The organism is Acinetobacter sp. 24-47-66, assembly GCF_056779755.1.
Genome location: NZ_JBWYIL010000007.1, coordinates 149,101 through 168,731 on the forward strand (window position 1 = coordinate 149,101; position 19,631 = coordinate 168,731).

21 protein-coding genes are annotated in these 19,631 nt (G+C 39.2%); 11 read left to right on the top strand and 10 right to left on the bottom strand.

Going from position 1 to position 19,631, the window contains the following annotated elements; genetic code table 11:
- Positions 1-17: 17 nt before the first annotated feature.
- Entirely contained in the window at positions 18-194 is a 177-nt protein-coding gene (locus AC1M84_RS08690; RefSeq protein WP_180028638.1) for a DUF7230 family protein, read from the top strand.
- A 270-nt stretch (positions 195-464) separates the two neighbouring features.
- Here the strand turns inward: AC1M84_RS08690 and ptsP are convergent, their stop codons facing one another.
- Both ptsP and AC1M84_RS08700 read right to left on the bottom strand, forming a co-directional pair.
- The gene (gene ptsP, locus AC1M84_RS08695; protein WP_035264179.1) at positions 465-2,759 is read right to left on the bottom strand and encodes a phosphoenolpyruvate--protein phosphotransferase; all 2,295 of its coding nucleotides are present in this window, start codon (positions 2,757-2,759) and stop codon (positions 465-467) included.
- Positions 2,760-2,857: 98 nt separating this feature from the next.
- Entirely contained in the window at positions 2,858-3,328 is a 471-nt protein-coding gene (locus AC1M84_RS08700; RefSeq protein WP_035264177.1) for an RNA pyrophosphohydrolase, read from the bottom strand.
- 183 nt (positions 3,329-3,511) lie between these two features.
- Here AC1M84_RS08700 and AC1M84_RS08705 point away from each other — a divergent pair, with 183 nt between their 5' ends.
- Positions 3,512-4,162 carry an HAD family hydrolase gene (locus tag AC1M84_RS08705; protein ID WP_481593406.1) on the top strand — a complete coding sequence of 217 codons (651 nt, stop codon included), beginning with the start codon at positions 3,512-3,514 and terminating at the stop codon, positions 4,160-4,162.
- A gap of 184 nt (positions 4,163-4,346) precedes the next feature.
- A complete protein-coding gene (locus tag AC1M84_RS08710) occupies positions 4,347-4,598 on the top strand; it encodes a DUF2789 family protein (RefSeq protein WP_035264173.1) in 252 nt (83 codons plus the stop codon).
- 70 nt (positions 4,599-4,668) lie between these two features.
- On the opposite strand, the gene AC1M84_RS08715 is transcribed toward AC1M84_RS08710, so the two are convergent.
- Both AC1M84_RS08715 and AC1M84_RS08720 read right to left on the bottom strand, forming a co-directional pair.
- Complete coding sequence (locus tag AC1M84_RS08715; RefSeq protein ID WP_035264171.1) at positions 4,669-5,526, bottom strand: LysR family transcriptional regulator; 858 nt, start codon at positions 5,524-5,526, stop codon at positions 4,669-4,671.
- 130 nt (positions 5,527-5,656) lie between these two features.
- Positions 5,657-5,893: a DUF2061 domain-containing protein gene (locus AC1M84_RS08720; RefSeq protein ID WP_035264169.1), complete on the bottom strand. Its 237-nt coding sequence runs from the start codon at positions 5,891-5,893 to the stop codon at positions 5,657-5,659.
- Positions 5,894-6,127: 234 nt separating this feature from the next.
- On the opposite strand from AC1M84_RS08720, the gene leuC reads away from it, so the two are divergent.
- From leuC to leuB, 5 genes are all read left to right on the top strand, one after another.
- A complete protein-coding gene (leuC, locus tag AC1M84_RS08725) occupies positions 6,128-7,576 on the top strand; it encodes a 3-isopropylmalate dehydratase large subunit (RefSeq protein ID WP_035264359.1) in 1,449 nt (482 codons plus the stop codon).
- Between the two features lie 12 nt (positions 7,577-7,588).
- Positions 7,589-7,918, top strand: coding sequence for a hypothetical protein (locus AC1M84_RS08730; protein ID WP_155756938.1), 330 nt, complete (start codon positions 7,589-7,591; stop codon positions 7,916-7,918).
- Between the two features lie 18 nt (positions 7,919-7,936).
- Positions 7,937-8,587 carry a 3-isopropylmalate dehydratase small subunit gene (gene leuD / locus AC1M84_RS08735; RefSeq protein ID WP_481588649.1) on the top strand — a complete coding sequence of 217 codons (651 nt, stop codon included), beginning with the start codon at positions 7,937-7,939 and terminating at the stop codon, positions 8,585-8,587.
- 97 nt (positions 8,588-8,684) lie between these two features.
- The gene (locus AC1M84_RS08740) at positions 8,685-9,263 is read left to right on the top strand and encodes a hypothetical protein (RefSeq protein WP_035264152.1); all 579 of its coding nucleotides are present in this window, start codon (positions 8,685-8,687) and stop codon (positions 9,261-9,263) included.
- A 30-nt stretch (positions 9,264-9,293) separates the two neighbouring features.
- A complete protein-coding gene (gene leuB, locus AC1M84_RS08745; RefSeq protein ID WP_035264143.1) occupies positions 9,294-10,373 on the top strand; it encodes a 3-isopropylmalate dehydrogenase in 1,080 nt (359 codons plus the stop codon).
- Between the two features lie 27 nt (positions 10,374-10,400).
- Here the strand turns inward: leuB and AC1M84_RS08750 are convergent, their stop codons facing one another.
- Complete coding sequence (locus AC1M84_RS08750; RefSeq protein ID WP_143047400.1) at positions 10,401-10,718, bottom strand: hypothetical protein; 318 nt, start codon at positions 10,716-10,718, stop codon at positions 10,401-10,403.
- 331 nt (positions 10,719-11,049) lie between these two features.
- Positions 11,050-11,271, bottom strand: a complete 222-nt coding sequence (gene infA, locus AC1M84_RS08755; protein WP_004692529.1) for a translation initiation factor IF-1 — start codon at positions 11,269-11,271, stop codon at positions 11,050-11,052.
- A gap of 228 nt (positions 11,272-11,499) precedes the next feature.
- On the opposite strand from infA, the gene AC1M84_RS08760 reads away from it, so the two are divergent.
- Entirely contained in the window at positions 11,500-12,507 is a 1,008-nt protein-coding gene (locus tag AC1M84_RS08760) for an AraC family transcriptional regulator (protein ID WP_035264130.1), read from the top strand.
- Between the two features lie 46 nt (positions 12,508-12,553).
- Here AC1M84_RS08760 and truA read toward each other — a convergent pair whose 3' ends face one another.
- The 4 genes from truA to asd all read right to left on the bottom strand — a co-directional run bounded on the left by truA (position 12,554) and on the right by asd (position 17,699).
- The gene (gene truA / locus AC1M84_RS08765) at positions 12,554-13,351 is read right to left on the bottom strand and encodes a tRNA pseudouridine(38-40) synthase TruA (RefSeq protein ID WP_092766713.1); all 798 of its coding nucleotides are present in this window, start codon (positions 13,349-13,351) and stop codon (positions 12,554-12,556) included.
- A gap of 8 nt (positions 13,352-13,359) precedes the next feature.
- Positions 13,360-14,337: an asparaginase domain-containing protein gene (locus AC1M84_RS08770; protein WP_481588650.1), complete on the bottom strand. Its 978-nt coding sequence runs from the start codon at positions 14,335-14,337 to the stop codon at positions 13,360-13,362.
- 36 nt (positions 14,338-14,373) lie between these two features.
- A complete protein-coding gene (locus AC1M84_RS08775; RefSeq protein ID WP_481594849.1) occupies positions 14,374-16,296 on the bottom strand; it encodes a hypothetical protein in 1,923 nt (640 codons plus the stop codon).
- A gap of 284 nt (positions 16,297-16,580) precedes the next feature.
- Positions 16,581-17,699: an aspartate-semialdehyde dehydrogenase gene (gene asd / locus AC1M84_RS08780; protein ID WP_035264122.1), complete on the bottom strand. Its 1,119-nt coding sequence runs from the start codon at positions 17,697-17,699 to the stop codon at positions 16,581-16,583.
- A gap of 186 nt (positions 17,700-17,885) precedes the next feature.
- Between asd and AC1M84_RS08785 the strand changes: the two genes are divergently transcribed.
- Positions 17,886-19,010: an endonuclease/exonuclease/phosphatase family protein gene (locus AC1M84_RS08785; protein WP_035264120.1), complete on the top strand. Its 1,125-nt coding sequence runs from the start codon at positions 17,886-17,888 to the stop codon at positions 19,008-19,010.
- Between the two features lie 371 nt (positions 19,011-19,381).
- A partial coding sequence (locus AC1M84_RS08790; protein ID WP_481587328.1) for a hypothetical protein occupies positions 19,382-19,631 on the top strand: 250 nt, incomplete at its 3' end.

Below are 19,631 nucleotides of genomic sequence, written 5' to 3' on the forward strand. Positions count from 1 at the left end.
ACTGAAGGTAATATAAAATGGCAAAGAAAAAAGCGTTGCCAGAAGTTGTGATTCACAACTTTGTGGCAAAACATATGCATGAAGTCAACAAAAGCCAAGTTTTTGTAGATCGTAAGAAAAATGCAAAACGTGGCTATAGCAAGCACAAAAAAGGGAGATATTCGAATGATTATCTCCCTTTTTTATATGCCTAAACACGTGAAGGTTAGTCTGCTCCACCACTACTTCCACCATAATCTATATCTACATATGATGATTCGCTCATTTGGTGTTCAGAATTCATCGTTAAACCATGATCTAGCGTATAATTTGAAATAGGTTTATTGGGTCTTGAACTACTTTTTGATTTACTAACATATAAATGAAATAGAATTACCGAGATCGCTACGATCGACATGAAGATAAAAAAAGCCAATTGATTATGTTGTTACTCAGCTCTTTCTCTGCTTAAACCGAGATTCATATTAGGCATTTACAATACGATTCGATTTCACCATATCCGCTAAACCATGGTGACGGAAATAATATTCCATCCAACTTTTCACAATGAGTGGATTACTCATTTTCACCACTTCATCTAAAAGCGTTTGCGCATCTACCATTGGAACATGACAAATTGCTTTACGGACTCTGAGAATATTGCTCGAACTCATTGAAAGCGTATTAAAGCCCATTGCCATCAGTAAAATTGCTGAGAGTGGATCGCCAGCCATTTCACCACAAATACTGACAGGTTTGTCATATTTATGACACTCTTGAACTAAGCGTTGCAATGCTCGAAGCACTGAGGGATGGAAGTGAGAATAAACACTCGATACACGTGGGTTATTACGGTCGACTGCCAACAAATATTGGATTAAATCATTCGAACCCACTGAGAAGAAATCAACTAATTCTGCAAACTCACCAATTTGAAGCAAAACACTAGGTACTTCAACCATGATGCCAATTTTAGGACGATTAATTTTAACTTGTTCTTCTTCCTGAACCGCAGCTAAGTCACGTTCAATAATATAAAGCGCTTCTTCTACTTCACTGACGCTGGTGATCATTGGCAGCAAAATATGCAAATTATTCAAGCCGACACTGGCTTTTAACATCGCACGAATTTGTGAAGAGAAAATCTCAGGATGATCCAAGGTAAAACGAATCCCTCTCCATCCTAATGCTGAGTTTTCTTCTTCTATTTCGAAATAAGGTAAATCTTTATCTGCACCAATATCCAAAGTACGCATCACGACTGGTTTATTGGCAAAGTGACTAAGTTGTTGACGGTAAATCGCCCGTTGCTCTTCTTCACCCGGGAAACGATCACGCAACATAAATGGAATTTCTGAACGATAGAGTCCGACACCTTTGGCACCGCGTTGTACACCACGCACGACATCAATCATTAAACCTGTATTCACAAATAAGCGTACTGCAACACCATCAGGAGTGATGGCATCTTTGGTTTCATACTGTTTAAGATCTTTGGCGATTTGTTCTTCTTCTTTTTGGATGTCACGATAACGTTGACGTAAACGGCGTGGTGGATTGATAAATACACGTCCTTGATAGGCATCAACAATCATTTCCACATCATCAAGGGTAGTCACCGGAAGTTCGGTGACACCAACAACTGTGGGGATACCCAAAGCACGTGCTACAATCACCATATGTGAATTGGCAGCCCCTTCAGACGTCACAATCGCTGCAATCTTATCGACAGGTAGTTCAACCAGTGCTGCCGTACTGATTTCTTCACCCACGATGATACTGTCATTACTCAGTTCTCGGTGACTTAAATCATCTTCTTGAAGCGCTGCTAAAATACGACGCCCAAGGTCTTTTAGATCTGCAACACGTTCTCGTAAATAATCGTCTTCCATTTGTGCAAAGATTGCCACATGACGATCAATAACGTGTTTAACTGCACCTTGAGCCCAGTGACCATCACGGATTAACTCTTTGATTTCAGCAGGCAGGGCATTCTCATCCAACATTCTCAAGAATACGCTAAATAATGCACGTTCCTCAGACATCAAAGAATCTTGCATTTTATCATCAAGTGATTGAATTTCTTGGCGAACTGAATCAACCGCATGATCGAGTAATTCAAGCTCTTCACTGATATCTTCAGCTTCGCGGTCAGGTACTGAACCTAAATCTGCGGGTGGATAAAGAATAAGTGCACGACCTAATGCAATACCACCTGCACCTGATGATCCTTGAAATGTTTTATAGGTTGGAGAATTATTTGGCTTACGGAAAACATCAATATTTCCAACTGCATGCGCATGGGCGATAACGCCAGAAAGTTGCGCACAAAGTGTGACTAAAAACGATTCAGCAGCTTCGCTAAAGTCTTGTGGTTCAGTATTTTGAACCACGAGAACACCCATGACTTTTCGACGATACATGACAGGAACGCCAAGGAAAGAGTTATAAATCTCTTCACCCGTTTCTGGGAAATACGCGAAACGCTCATGCTTAAACGCATTCTCGATATTGACGATTTCCTCGCGTTGCCCAACGAGTCCGACCAAACCCTCACCCAACTGCAATGATACATTGCCAATGGATTCAGCGTTTAAGCCTTTGGAAGCCATCAGAACGTAACGTTGGTTACGTTCATCAAGTAAATAAATAGAGCACACATCTACATGCATTGCTTCAGAAATTTGGTTGACCATAATTTCTAACGAATCATGCAAACTGACAGACGCATTGATTTCTTGGACAATGCGCCGTAAAGAGTCTAATTGCATGTTCGACATGTAGCGGTGCTCCTCTTAAAGGGATGTAATTATGGTGATTATTCAAATAGTCGAAATAAAAATCAAACATTTAAATTCAATGTTTAATATAAATCATGCTATGGCAGATGCATACACAATTCCAACATGGCACGACGGTAAACATCTTTTTTGAAGTTCACCACTTGGCCTAGTGGATACCAATAGCTGACCCATTGCCATTGATCAAACTCTGGCGGATCATTTAAGTTCAACTGAATATGATTCGTTGACGCGACTAATTTCAATAAAAACCATTTTTGCTTTTGTCCGATACACACAGGATCAGAATCTGATCTGATGTAGCGAAGTGGCAAACGATAATGTAACCAACCTTCGGTCTGAGCAATTATTTGGACGTGCTCCGGCAATAACCCGACTTCTTCACGGAGTTCCCTGAAAAGTGCCTGTTCTGGAGTTTCACCAAATTGGATGCCTCCTTGAGGAAATTGCCAAGCATTGTGACCAATGCGTTTTGCCCATAAAACTTGTCCAATATCATTTGCCAAAATGATCCCGACATTCGGTCGGAAACCTTCTGAGTCGATCATTTGGCACCTAAAATTTATTAAATTCGTTGACTTTGGGTTCGGGGGCATCCACTCTCTATGCCCAACTCGAAAAGTTCAAAGTAATAATGTTTTAAAATTGCTATGATCTTAACGAATTTCTATCGACTAGCGGAGATAGATTTACATTTTTTTTCTTAAATTTCAGTTTGAACGAGTAATTTCATGAAATTGGCGTTGTTTGATTTAGATCACACCTTGTTAAATACCGACTCTGACCATTCTTGGGGCGAGTTTTTAGTCAATGAAGGCTTGGTTGATCCAGTTCGACATCGCGCCATGAATGACAAATTTTATGAAGACTACAAAGCAGGACAACTTGATCCAATTGCCTACAACGAATTTGTATTTGAATTTTTAACGCAACATGACAATGAGTATTTGACCGACTTACATCAGCTTTTTATGCAAAAAGTGATTCGACCTCAAATGCGTCCTGAAGGTTATAAAGCGATTCAACGTCATCAAGATGCTGGGCATCAATTAGTAGGGATTACAGCAACATCAGATTTTATTACTGCACCTATTTTTCGTGAATTTGGTATTACAGAAATTATTGCAACCAATGCAGAAGTGGTTGATGGTAAATATACGGGTAAAGTCATTAATATTCCGTGTTATCAAAAAGGTAAATTGGCACGATTAGATCAATGGCTCCAGGGACGAGAAGTTACTGAATCATGGGCATATTCAGACTCCATTAATGATCGATTCTTATTGGAATATGCGGATCATGCGATTGCAGTCAATCCAGATGAGCGTCTTGAAGTATTGGCTAAAGAGCAGGGTTGGGATATCCAAGACTGGTCCATTTAAGACAATTTTATTCTCAAAATTAAAAATTGCTAAAGCCATTGTATCAATGGCTTTTTTTCATTGATCAGCATTGAAATAACTTGAGATGAAATTCAGCATAAATTTACAGACGCTTTCATCCCTTAGTGATACCTTATGCGCAAACAACTAACTTAAAATTAATCAAAATCATAAGGAATACACGATGCTAAATGCAGAGCCAAGAATGACCAACTTATTTGAGCAATTAGGATTAGATTCTAGCGAGCAAGCTATTGCAGAATTTATTGAAACACATCAGTTAGAAGCTGAAACCTTTTTGACTGAAGCAAGTTTTTGGTCTGAAGGTCAACGTCAATTTTTGAAAGAAAAATTATGTTCAGATGGTTCATGGGCATTAATTATCGATCAGCTCAATGAGTCTTTACATGAAGATTCATTGAAGAAAAAAGCTTAAGTAGCTCACTTGTCTTAAAAAGTAAAAAGTCATCTTATTTAGATGACTTTTTAAAGAACGAATGCTGAAATTATTTCATTAAATCAACCAGGGCCTTGGCTGCCTTAGATTGGGTGCGTCCCGGATGCCAAACCATACCCAATTGACGCTGCATTTCTAAATTAATGTCCAGCCTGACTAAGTCTTGATTCACTAAAGTACTTGGTAGGACAGACCAGCCTAACCCAATAGAAGCCAACATGCGAATGGATTCAAGCGGGTTATTACTCATAGACACTTTAGGTTTTAATCCATTTTTTTCAAATTCTGCAAGGGTGATCTGCGCTGTATATGTTTGAGCTGCAGGTAATAAACTTGGGTACTGCATGAGATCTTCAAGGCTTAAATTTTTCATATTTGCCAATGGATGAAAAACTGCAGCAACGAAGACCAATGGATCACTCCATAAAGGAACATATTTTAAACGTTCATCTAGGACTGGGGGTAAGGTTAAGAATGCCAGTTCAAGATCACCCGCTAACACTTTTTCATGAGCTTGTTCTGAATCTACAAAATGCACATCTAATGTCACATCAGGATATTGCTGAACATAGCTTTTTAAATGTTGCGGTAAATGATGTAATCCAATGTGATGGCTGGTACCAACTTTAAGCTTTCCTTTAATCTGATTTTGGTCGTGGCTTAAGGTGTGATGAATATCACCTAGTTCATTTAACCAATTTTTAACTTTAGGAAGCAGGGAATGAGCCGCATGGGTGGCTTGTACACCTCGGCCAGCAGATTCAAATAATTTGACACCAAAATAATCTTCTAAACTATGAATACGTTTGGTGACAGCGGGCTGAGTGATAAATAGTTGATCAGCTGCCATAGAAATCGAACCCGTTTCCATGACTTTTATAAAAGCTTCAAAGGCAGCAAGATTCATAATTTAAACTCGGTTATGAAAATATTATTTAATTATAAAATAAATTTATATCTATTGCGAAGTAATTCTTCATAAACTGTTGCAAAAAAGCCGCATAGTGCGGCTTAGATGAGGAGGATCACAGGTGAAACTATGCGACGATATTTTCTTCCTGTTGTATCGTTTTTTTCTCCCACACGCGTTCGTGAATGAAATAAGCCACGGCTTGTACAGTAGGCTCAAGTAAACTCAAAGTAATTGCCATCCAAATGCTGCCTGTGACAAGGTAGCCTACAATCATGGCTACTGTAATGTGCATAATGTAGTAGCTTAGTGTTTTTTTGAACATGCGTTGATTATCTTCAACAAATTTTTGAATATGTGCCATGTGAACATCCTCAGGTGGTGGTGATCTTGGAGATGGTTAAATGATAAGCATTCTTATTTAATCTGTAAAAGCGAATATTATTTTTAAATTAATCGTTTTTATAGATGGTTTTTGTGTTTACATTGATTCTAAAAAGTTTTTAAACTAATAAAAATGATAAATTAGATTTATGTGAATAGGCCGTTATAATCGTAATTAATGACAGAATTACCCAGTCCAGTGGAGCAAATCGACATGGCAGGCGAAACCCAAAAAGCAGAAACTCAAACAAAAAAAACGTTGTACGATAAATTGTGGGACGATCATTTAGTTAAACAACGCGATGATGGCTCTTCTTTACTTTATATCGATCGTCACTTGTTGCATGAAGTGACTTCTCCACAAGCTTTTGAAGGCTTACAACTTGCAGGGCGTAAACCTTGGCGTTTAAGTGCAAACGTGGCAACTCCTGACCATAACGTACCAACGTCTACGAAAGAGCGTTCTGAAGGGATTGCGGGGATCGAAGATGATACTTCACGTATCCAAGTGCAAACTTTAGATGATAACTGTAAAACATTTAATGTTGCACAGTTTGATATCAACGATGTCCGTCAAGGGATCGCACACGTTGTTGGACCTGAGCAAGGTTTAACTTTACCGGGTATGACGGTTGTTTGTGGTGACTCTCATACAGCGACGCATGGTGCGTTTGGTTGCTTGGCACACGGTATTGGGACATCAGAAGTTGAACATGTATTGGCAACGCAATGCTTAGTTCAAAAGAAAATGAAAAACATGTTGGTACGTGTTGACGGTAAATTAGGTCAAGGCGTAACACCAAAAGACGTGGTTTTAGCGATTATCGGTAAAATCGGTACAGCTGGTGGTACAGGTCATGCCATCGAATTTGGTGGTCAAGTATTCCGTGATATGTCGATCGAAGGTCGTATGACGGTGTGTAACATGGCAATCGAAGGCGGTGCCCGTGTAGGTATGGTTGCCGTTGATGAAAAAACCATTGAATACGTAAAAGGTCGTCCATACGCACCTAAAGGAGAGCAGTGGGATCAAGCTGTAGCTTATTGGAATACTTTACATTCTGATGAGGGTGCACACTTTGATACAGTTGTTGTATTACAAGGTGAAGAGATTGAGCCACAAGTGTCTTGGGGTACATCTCCTGAGATGGTGATTCCTGTATCTCAAGCAGTACCGACATTAGAACAAGCAAAAGATGATGTACAACGTAACGATTGGACACGTGCTTATCAATATATGGGCTTAACCGCGGGTCAAGCATTGTCTGATATTAAATTGGATCGCGTATTTATCGGTTCTTGCACCAACTCTCGTATTGAAGATATCCGTGCGGCAGCTGAAGTTGCAAAAGGCAAAAAAGTTGCAAGCACGATTAAGCAAGCGATGGTTGTTCCGGGTTCTGGCTTAGTCAAAGCACAAGCAGAAGCTGAAGGTTTGGATAAAATCTTAATTGAAGCTGGTTTTGAATGGCGTGAGCCGGGTTGCTCAATGTGTTTAGCAATGAACGCAGACAAATTACAACCGGGTGAGCACTGTGCATCAACATCAAACCGTAACTTCGAAGGTCGTCAAGGTAATGGTGGTCGTACGCATTTAGTGAGTCCAGCGATGGCAGCAGCAGCGGCAATTGCAGGTCACTTTGTAGATGTGCGTACGTTCTAAGCAAACCTAGAAATGAGTTATGTAACTGAAGTGAAATGCTCACTGACTAGAGACTCAGTTTGCATGGGGGATGATGTAAATGCTCCTCATTTGTTACAGACTCACATTGTAAAATATGAACAGAGTGAACAGTTTTTCAATGAAATTTTAAAACACTATTCATTTCCAGCTATGGCATGTTGGTCTTGTTATTTAAATGATGAACTGTTTGCACTCATTAAATTTGATCATAAAGAAAATGGAGTCCATGTGGAGTACAAATATTTAAAAGATAAAGTTGAACTGTTAAAAGTTAATTTTATACATTTTAGATATGATAGTTCTTGTGAAACATGGTCTTGATTCCATTAGGTAGTAATCATGAAAAAATATACCGTTGAACAAGGTATCGTTGCACCTTTAGACCGTGCCAATGTCGATACAGATTTAATTATTCCAAAACAGTTCTTGAAATCAATTAAGCGTACAGGTTTCGGCGCGAATTTGTTTGATGAGTTACGTTATTTAGATGAAGGCTATTTGGGGCAAGACAACTCAAAACGTCCTTTGAATCCAGATTTTGAGTTGAACAAACCACGTTATCAAGGTGCTTCAATCTTGATTTCACGTGCCAACTTTGGTTGTGGTTCAAGCCGAGAACATGCGCCATGGGCTTTAGAAGAATATGGTTTTCGTACCGTAATCGCACCAAGCTATGCAGACATTTTCTACAACAACAGCTTTAAAAATGGCATGTTACCAGTGATCTTGTCTGAAGAGATTGTGGATCAATTATTCAAAGAGTGTGCAGCTCAAGAAGGTTATCAGTTAACGATTGATCTTGAAGCACAAGAAGTACGTACACCTACAGGCGAAGCATTTAAATTTGAAGTTGATCCATTCAGAAAGCACTGTTTGTTGAATGGTTTAGATGATATTGGTTTAACGTTACAAGCGGCAGAAGACATTCGTGCTTATGAGGAAAGAACTAAAGCTGTTCGCCCATGGGTATTCCAAGAAATCAAAGCGTAACTGATACTTAAAGCTATAGTGCTCTGATTCAAGTCTTGCTAATATCGGTGCAAAATTATTCTTTTAGTTTTGCGCCGTTTGGTGAGGTTGGGCACAAATGAAGGCAAAAGTTTTATTACGCTATGCGTTTTTCGGATTGTCTGTCGCCGTTTTATCCGCTTGTCAGACCGTAGACCGATTACAACTGAAAAAGATTAAAGAAACGCCTGAAACCAGAAATCATGCTTTGATTTATTGCTCAGGAACGTTGAATTGTGAGTTTGAAAGATTCGATGAGCATCCCATTGTTGATGCTCAATCTCGAAGATTAGATCAGCGTGCGATCAAGCAAGGTATGGTGCGATTAAATGCTGACTCTTTGAAAGATCCGCAAGCCTTATATCTTTCAGTTCCTGCTGGACTGCATGAGGTGGTGGTTCGCTTTTATCCGATTTCAGAGGAAAAAGCAGAAACTATTAATGTCATCCATCGCTTCGAAGCAAAAAAAGATTACCGATTTGTAATGTTTAGAGATCGAAGCAGTGGGAAAAAAAGTTTACTTGATGCTTCTGCACCAGAGCCATTATGTGTTGACTTGTTGCAAGAGCAACAAACCATTCGCCGTTTCTGCAAACCCTATAATGTTCTCAATGGACTAGGTGAGTTTGTGGAACAAAAAAATTTAAAAACACGTTAGTTCATACTAACTTTACAAATGGAAAATCTCATGTCTAAACAAATCTTGATTTTAGCTGGTGACGGCATTGGTCCTGAAATTGTAAAAGCAGCTGAACAGGTCCTCACCCGTGTCAATGAAAAATTCAATCTAGATTTAACATGGGAACAAGGTTTATTGGGTGGCGCTGCAATTGATGCGCATGGTTCACCTTATCCAGAAGTTACCTCTGAACAAGCAAAAAAAGCAGATGCGATTTTGTTAGGTGCTGTTGGTGGTCCGAAGTGGGATACAATTGAGCGCTCAATTCGTCCTGAGCGTGGTTTATTGAAATTACGTAGCGAACTTAACCTTTTCGCTAACTTGCGCCCAGCGATCTTGTATCCTCAATTGGCAGATGCTTCAAGTTTGAAACCTGAAATTGTTTCAGGCTTAGATATTTTAATTGTCCGTGAATTAACTGGTGGTATTTACTTCGGTCAACCACGTGGTATTCGTGAATTAGAGAATGGTGAGAAGCAAGGCTTTAACACCGACGTATATGCAGAGTCAGAAATCAAACGTATTGCTAAAGTGGCGTTTGAAATGGCGAAACTACGCGGTGGTAAAGTGTGTTCAGTTGATAAGGCGAATGTTCTTGAAGTCACTGAGCTTTGGAAACAAACAGTAACTCAGTTGCATGCTGAACAGTATGCTGACATTAACTTGTCACATATGTATGTCGACAATGCAGCAATGCAATTGGTTCGTGCACCTAAACAATTTGATGTGATCGTAACAGGTAACTTGTTCGGTGATATCTTGTCTGATGAGGCTGCGATGTTGACTGGTTCAATCGGTATGTTGCCATCAGCTTCTTTAGATGAAAATGGTAAAGGGATGTATGAGCCTTGTCATGGTTCAGCACCAGATATCGCAGGTCAAAATATCGCAAACCCATTGGCAACAATTTTATCTGTTGCAATGATGCTTCGATATACGTTCCGTCAAGAAGCTGCAGCAAAATCGATTGAAGATGCAGTAGGGAATGTTTTAGACCAAGGTTTACGTACAGCTGACATTATGTCTGAAGGCATGAAGAAGGTTGGGACAATTGAAATGGGTGAAGCAGTTGTTGCAGCGCTTAACTAATTTCAGTTGATTCATTCAAAACGCAGCCTATGAGCTGCGTTTTTTATTGCCGAGCTTTTGAAAGCGATATTGTTTTTTTAAGCTAAAAACACTTGAGCAAGTCATTACGTTACCGTATGACTGACTTGCTGAAGCTGTCCATACAGGAATCATAAAACTATTTTCATCTCTCATCGAATTTCCCATTGGAATCGAGGTGTTGACTATACGTTCAAAGGTGAAAATGGATCGATCATCTCGAATCTCAAGATTGGGCTTCAGCTTAATGTTAAAAGAATTCAACTCGGTAGTTTCTCGGATATGTTGGATATCTTGTCCTACAAATTGTGAAACATAAGTATTCATATTTTTTTGTTCTGAAAATTTGCTGTTTGGCATGCCGTAAACAGGAAAAGTGTAAATATGCAGATGGGCAAAAAACACAATTTATTTAGTGCACGAAATAGTGGGGCAGTACGACGATTTTTTAGATTGAATGTGCAAATGGGCTTTGTTGGTATATATGATTGGATAGTAAATGAATAAATAGTGAGTTTAATTATTCTATATATCTGAATTTGTCTCTTATCACAAAGACAGGCGATTGATTTAGCTGAATGAACTTTCTATGCGATTCATAAAATAAAAGTACAAAAACAAAAAAAGCCACTCAATGTGGCTTTTCGCTTACTAACACTTAGCGTGCACGGTAAGTAATGCGACCCTTAGATAAGTCATAAGGTGTCATTTCAACTTTAACACTGTCGCCAGTCAAAATACGAATATAGTGTTTACGCATTTTACCAGAAATGTGTGCAATTACTTCGTGACCGTTTTCTAAACGTACACGGAACATAGTATTAGGAAGCGTTTCGGTGACAACGCCTTCGAACTCGATAAGTTCCTCTTTATTGGCCATAGCCTACCTGATGATCAAATTGGAAAGGCGCAAATTATAGGCAAAATTTTAGAAAAAAACAAGGTTAAACCAAGTTCAGTCGGCGTTTCTATGGTCAAACTTGTCGAACAAACAAATAAAATTTTTAAACAAAAAAATGCTTAACTATGTTGTCAGTTTGGTCAATCGACTGTAATCTAATTCATAAGTTTTAAGTAAATATTAATAACATACAAGGAAGGGCACTGCGTGAGTCAGCTAACTGATGCTTCGGTTGTTCTACGATTAGGTTATCAAGCAATTCGTCGTGCTGGATTGCCCACAGAAGAAATTTTAACAAAAGCGGGTGTAGCCTTAAATCAAGTAGATCAAAATGCGCGTACGCCTTTAAGCGCGCAGTACGCTTTCTGGGTTGCTGCCGAAGAAGTCAGTAAAGATCCAGACATTGGTCTACATTTAGGTGAGCATTTACCACTTTATCGTGGTCAAGTGATTGAACATCTTTTTATTTCATCTGAAAATTTTGGCGAAGGCCTGAAAAGGGCTTTAGCGTATCAACGTCTAATCAGTGATGCATTTCATGCCAAATTAGTTATTGAAGATGATCGTTGCTACCTAACCAATGGTGAACAACCTTTCTCTGAAAACCTAGTCAATCGTCATTTTTCTGAGTGCGCGATTTCAGGCATTTTAAGATTCTTCAAATTTATTACTGAAGGTCGATTTCAACCTATATATATCGATTTTAACTTTAGCGAGGGTGCTTCAGACGATGAGTATTTCCGTGTATATGAGTGCCCGGTAAGTTTAGGCCAAAAAGAAACGCGACTTTATTTTGATCCTGCAATTTTAGATTATGTGCTTTGGCAAGCCGAGCCAGAATTACTTCAACTGCATGAGCAGTTGGCGATTGAAAAATTACAGGAGTTGGCTCGATACGATTTAGTGGGTGAGGTGCGCCGTGCCATTGGTTCTACACTTGAGAGTGGAGAAACAACGCTAGAAACTGTGGCAGCTCAGTTGAATATCACCCCACGTCGTTTGAGAACACAGCTCAGTGAAGCCAATACAAGCTTCCAGCAAATTTTATCTGACTATCGTTGTCGTTTAGCTAAAAAACTTTTGGCAAACACCAATGAAAGCGTAGAGAGAATTGTCTATCTGACGGGTTTCTCAGAACCAAGTACGTTCTATCGTGCCTTTAAACGATGGACCAATGAGACACCTGTTGAATATCGTAAGCGTAAACAGCGCTAAAAAATCCCTTCTTATGAAGGGATTTTTTTCAATTCAAAATAAAAAATTATTCAGGCATGTTTAACCAATGAGGGCCTAGCGGCACTTTAGGCAAGTTAAACTCTTCAGGATAGTGTGCTTGGATAAAGTAAAGGCCGTCAGGTGGTGCTGTGATTCCTGCTGCTTTACGGTCTTCTGCTGCGAATATTTCATCGATATGGTCAATGTCGTACATCCCCTGACCAATTTCTAGTAAACAGCCCATAATATTGCGAACCATGTGGTGTAAAAAACCATCTGCTTGGATGTCTAGAACGAGGTAAGCACCGTGTTTGATGAGTTTGCAATGGCTCACATGGCGTACAGGCTGGTTGGATTGACACGCAGCAGCTCTAAAGCTTTCAAAGTTATGAGTACCCTCAAATTTTGAGGCTGCAGCAATCATTTTATCCACATCAAGTGGGTAATAAGCATGCGTTACTTGTTTGTGGAGTAAGGCAGGACGCATGGGTCTGTTATAAACGACATAACGATAACGGCGAGCCTGCGCTTTAAAGCGTGCATGAAAATCACTGCCCATTTCTTGAATCCACTGGATGGCAATATCTTTCGGGAGTGTACTGTTAGCTCCCATAAGCCAGCCACGAATTGGACGTATTGCATTTGTGTCAAAGTGAGCCACCATATTTGTGGCATGAACACCTGCATCTGTTCGACCCGCACCATGCAAAATGATGGGTTCATCAGCAATTTTGCTCAACACTTTTTCCATGGTTTCTTGTACGCTCGGCACGCCTGGTTGCTGTGTTTGCCAACCTCGATAACGAACGCCACTAAACTCAATTCCGATTGCAAAACGTGGCATTTGAACCTCTAATTTGATGAATCATACCAATGCTGTAACCATTGATCTGTGGAGGGGTATTGTAAATACATTTTTAGAATTTTGGCATAAAGATCGGCATCACTGAGTGTATCGTCGATCAAAATATCAGATGCTTTAATCCAACTGCTAATTGCATAGCGTTGATCTAATTCTCCAAACATGACCTGACTACTTAATACAATATGGCAGCCTAAGGCACGAAGCTGCTTCAAAATATCTGTGGTATCCGCATTAATTGCTAAATTACCGGTTCCATATGCTTGAAGTATGAGTACATGAGGCGAGTTGTCGATAAAACGCGTTAAATGCTGATTGAATAATTTGATTTCAATGGGGCGAAGACTCAGATTCGCAATATTGAGTTGTGTCGAGCGTTCAATATGTTGCTCAGTAATGTCGACAAAAGAACTTGATATGGGCTTGATGACATTTGTAAATGCTTCACCACAAAATGCATTTAGTGCCGTGCGATGAGTCTTGACTGCAGTTCTGGCATGAAAAATTTGATGGTTAAAGCATAAGTAAACACCATCAGACACATTTTCCATATATTGGATGGCATGATTCAGATTATCTAAAGCATCGCTCGATGGATGCAAAGATGTCGCTGCATGATTGAGCAGAGGAAATTGGCTACCTGTGATAATGACTCGACACGTATCATGGAGAAATCGAGAAAGAATAGCCGCAGCATAACTCATGGTATCGGTACCATGAATGACAATAAAATTTTGAAATTGTTTAGCTTGTAATTGTTGAATTTGTTGGATTAACAGCAACCAATCACGCGCCATACATGCACTACTGTCTTTAATCTCATGAGCCTGGACAAGCTCGATTTGATTTTGAACGGGCAAAATTTCTTTTAATTGCGGAAAAAAATCGGCAGCAGGCATAGGCGCTAAAGGTTCACCAACGCAACCAAATGTACCACCCATATAGATTAAAGCTATTTTTGAACTCATAAAAAAGCAGCCTAATTAGACTGCTTCATATTAAGATTAATTGGAATCAGATTCCATGCTCTCTCGGAGTTTTGCTGCACGCATTTTTTGTTCATCATTGTAATGCGATTCATATTCCGTAATTAATTTTTCTGCTTCATCAAACGCGCCAAATTTAATGTATTGATCCGCTAAATCTAAGTTAAGTTGAATTTCATCAACGTTGAGTAATTCAGGAAAACGTTGTACAAGAGGATCATCAGGACGATTCGGATTCATTTTTATCGCAGATGTTTCATGCGAATGATTCTGTTGCACTTCTACATTTTCATCTGATGAATTGAGGTCAAAATTAAACTCGTTTATCGGTTCAATTGAGCTTTCTATTGTAGATTTTGAATCAAGATTTTCCTCAAAGTCGAAAGTTACAAAATCTAAATTTTGATCATTCACGCTTTGTTCTGGAACTTTTGCTGAGCTAGATATTTCAGCATCAAAGTTAAAATCATCTGAAAGATCAAAAGTGAGTTCATCCTTAGATGTTGTTTGAGAATGAGGCTGTTCCGACTGATCTGAAAAGCTAAATTCCAATGGATCTATTTCAATATTCAGTTCTTGTGGATTTTTTTCTAATGGAGAAGAGCTCAGTGCTGAATGAGAGAGATCTGTTTTTTCAACCCATTCTTGACTTAAATCAAGTGTGAAGTCGAGATTTTGGATGGACTCATTTTCTGAAGCAAGGTTCTCAGCATCAGTTGAGTGCACTGATGCTGTTTGTGATTTATTTTCAGACTGAAAACTGGAGAAATCTAAATCAAACTCTAAGGGTGCGCGATCTTCAGTCGATTGATTGGTTGTTTCAGATTCAGTCTGTGTTTGAGCATTTGGCTCGAAAGTTAAATCTGTCGTTATAAATTCTAAAGGTGTTTGCTCTTTTGATGCAGGAGTCTTCTCATCATCTTGCTCGAATGGGTGTTGTGAGGTTGGTTGCGGTGTATCTTCCATAAAAAAATCGAGTTCAAAATGCTCGTTTTGCGATGGAGTCTGTTGTTCAGTTGCCTGCTGATTTTCAGCCTGATCAGAAGGGAGCTGGTCAATGATTTCTTCATTGGTTTTATTGAGCGTAAACTCTTCTGCTAAATCCAGCTGTTCTGAGCTAAATACAAAATGAGCAGTAGGTTCAGCAGAGACATGCTCAGTTTCTTCCTCAGGAGTGCTTTTCTTCTCTTTGGCTTGTAAGGGATGTGGGTATTGTTCTGTTTCAAACACAAATGTTGAGCTTTGAGAAGGAAGAGAAGATTGCTCTGTGGTCTCATTTGTTTCAGTGGGTGTGCTTTCCTGAGTGCTATGTTGTTCATCCTGTGATTTGATGAGATGATCAAAGGCTTGTTCTGATTGCACTGCAGGGATTTCAGTTATAAAACTGGTGCTATGAAACTGTGCAGCATGACGAGGCTGATTCTCGGTGTTCGATATATCCCGTGATTCTTTCGCAATTTCTTTATTCTGTTCCGCTTCTTTTGCAGCTTTAAGTTTGTCTTCAGCTTCATCCGCAATGTAATGTAATCCAGTGGAGCGTAAATAATTACTCAATTGTTTTAAAGCAAATTCATCATTCTGTAAGATGTGAATATCAATCAAATACGAGTAAAGCTCATGTTGTCTAGGATCGCGATTCAATGCTTGATTGATTTTTGCTTCGGCTGACATATAGCTTTCTGATTGAATTAAGTATTCAATACTGGCTTTAAGTTCATCAGCCACTGGTTCGGCACTTAAGTCTTGTGGTGCGCCATGACCATGCTGTGAATAGGCTTGTTGTGGGGTGGAACGAGTTTTGGGGCTTTTCTTAGCGCGTTTTACACTCACATTTTTTTTAGATTTTGTTGATCCTGTGTCACCATTTTTTTGTTTATCCTCACGTTTTTTGAGCACCAGTGCGATTAACAGCAAGACGACAAATGGAATGACATACAACATAATTTTTCCCCTTCATTGAATTCAATGAATTTATTGCAAATCTAATACCTGAGTGCTCGAAATATTGGACTGTTTTTAATCTCGATTTTTTATATTCTCAGTTCATCATTATGTATCGATCAAGATGTTCGAAATAAGAAGTGATGAGATTGTAATTTAACTGTTTTTTGTATCGATGTCATAATATTTCCTTTCAAATAGCACTCCAAGCTCTAATCAATTCAAATTGCATAAAAAAAGCCGATCTAATCAGACCGGCTTTTTATTGAAGTAACTATTAAAAATTAAGCATTTTTATAGTCAATCAAGATGCGTAGCATACGGCGTAAAGGTTCAGCAGCACCCCAAAGTAATTGGTCACCAACAGTGAACGCGCCTAAATACTCTTTACCCATATTAAGTTTACGTAAACGACCTACTGGAACAGTAAGCGTGCCTGTTACTGCAACAGGTGTAAGATCAGTCATTGATGCTTCACGTGTGTTCGGCACAACTTTAGACCAGTCATTTGCACTTGCAATGATGTCTTCAATTTCATTTAAAGGAACATCTTTACGAAGTTTTAAAGTCAATGCTTGTGAGTGACAGCGCATTGCACCAATACGTACACAGTGACCATCAATAGGTACAATTTGTGAATTACCAAGAATCTTATTGGTTTCAACTTGACCTTTCCATTCCTCTTTCGATTGACCGCTTTCAAGCTGTTTGTCGATATAAGGAATTAAAGAACCTGCTAAAGGTACACCGAAGTTTGCTGAAGGGAATCCTTCACCACGCTGTAATTCAGCAATTTTAGAGTCGATATCTAAAATTGGAGAACGTGGATCGTCTAATAGATCTTTTGTATTGTTGTACAAATAGCCCATACCTGTGATGAGTTCACGCATGTTTTGCGCACCCGCACCAGAAGCAGCTTGGTAAGTCATTGAAGTCGCCCATTCAACAAGATTGTTTTGGAACAGACCACCAAGACCCATTAACATCAATGAAACAGTACAGTTACCGCCTACAAATGTTTTCGTACCTTTTACCAAACCGTCTTTGATCACATTCATGTTGACTGGATCTAATACGATGATTGCTTCATCGTCCATACGCAATGTAGATGCAGCATCAATCCAGTAACCATTCCAACCATCAGCTTTCAACTTAGGGAAAACTTCAGTGGTATAATCACCACCTTGACAGGTAATAATGACATCCATTTGCTTCAGACTATTAATGTCTGTCGCATCCATAAGTGCTGGGGCAGTTTTACCACCAAACGCAGGGGCTTCACCACCTGCATTACTGGTAGAGAAGTAGAATGGCTCAAAATGAGCGAAATCATTCTCTTCAACCATACGTTGCATAAGGACGGAACCAACCATCCCGCGCCAACCGACCAGACCTACTTTCATGTCACTTTGCCTCGGTGCGTTAAAATAAAAAAGGGGGTTCGAGTGTATCAAAAGAGTGTATAACTGCAAGTGGTACACAATCAAAACAGCAAATATATTGTGCAATATATCTTGTTTATGTTACATGCAAAACTAATATAAATTTATGAATCATCGAAAAATTAAGAATATATAAAGAGAAGCGCTATGCTATGGATTGAGATACTGGCTGTTGTTGTGATTTGGTTAAGTTTTTGGTCTTTGATTCCGCGTGATGAGTGGTGGTTTCGAGGTGCCGATTTTCCAAGACTACAAATTTTAGCCCTAGGCTTTATCGCATTTATCCTCCTGTTGATTTGGGATGGGGAATGGGATTTAAGACGCCAAGTCATATTTGTTGGATTAATTGCTGCATTAGCATATCAATTGAAGATGGTTTTGCCTTATACCTTAATTTGGAAAAAACAGGTGAAACAGGTCCAACCAGATCAACTTGATCCATCAAAGCAAATCTCTTTAATTGTGTCGAATGTTTTAACACCAAATACAGAATATCATCGTTTGATTGAACAGATTCATCAGCATCAACCCGATATCGTATTGACGCTTGAAACAGACCAAACCTGGCAGAATGAACTTTCAGTCATCGAAGCGGATTATCCTTATCGTGTTCCAGTACCTTTAGATAATCTCTATGGAATGCATCTCTACAGTAAGTTGGAATTGAGTGATACCGAAGTCAAATTCATACTGAGTAATGAGATTCCTTCTATTCATACCACAGTGAAATTACGTTCTGGACAGCCAGTTCAATTATATTGTTTACATCCCAAACCGCCGAGTCCAACTGAAGCCAAAGACTCTACATTACGTGATGCTGAATTGTTGATTGTGGGTGATCAAATTAAAGACTTAGATGAAAGTTGCATTGTCATGGGAGATCTAAACGATGTGGCATGGTCTCGTACCACACGACTATTTCAACGTATCAGTGGTTTATTAGATCCGCGTGTTGGACGTCATTATGTCAATACCTTCCATGCTGACTATCCGCTATTACGATGGTCACTCGATCATGTATTCCACAGCACTGATTTTGCTTTGGTGAAAATGGAGCGATTACCGCATATTGGTTCGGATCACTTTCCTGTGTACGTTGTTTTACAAACTGGACGACAATTTGAGCAAGTACAGCAAGAATTAGAACAGACGGATGCTGATGAGCAAGAGGCTCAGGAGGCGATTCAAGAAGGTATTGCGAAAGCTGAGAAAGAAGAGAAACAAGTGACAGATGAAATTGCGCAAGATTATAAAGATGGCAAACAAGTGTGAATGGATGCGTGTAAGAAATTGCTTACAATGAATGTGTCTGTTGACCCATAGTCACGAAGCGAGCTTAAGCGTAATCTAAGCTTATCGGCACAGGGAGTGGGAATGGAATGATCCCAATATGGAAGACGACGCCGACGGAAAATCATCATGGAGATGATGTAGGAAAGGAAAGCCAATAAAACAATAATATGATTTTTGAAAAGCACAACCTCATCGACCCGAGTTTTACAGGATGTAGAACTCGGGTTTAGTTTATGGTGGATTTAAACGTTTATATGCATACAGGTCGAATGAATTAAATCTCGTTATTCAGCTCTAATCTTTTATTAATGCTATGATTTGCCAAAATGAAAATATTGAGCAGATGGGGTATGACTTTGTTTCTTAAAAATATGAAAGACATAACTACAAGCAAATCCTTCGCTTCAATCGTTGTGTTAAATGTACTAATGAACACCAGCGTATTTGCACAAGAAGCTGATGAAAAAATGATGGATGCGGTTGCATCTCAAGAACAGGTCGCGAACACTGAAGCTAAAGAAGCTAAAGAAGCTAAAGAAGCTAAAGAAGCTAAAGAAGCTAAAGAAGCTAAAGAAGCTAAAGAAGCTAAAGAAGCTAAAG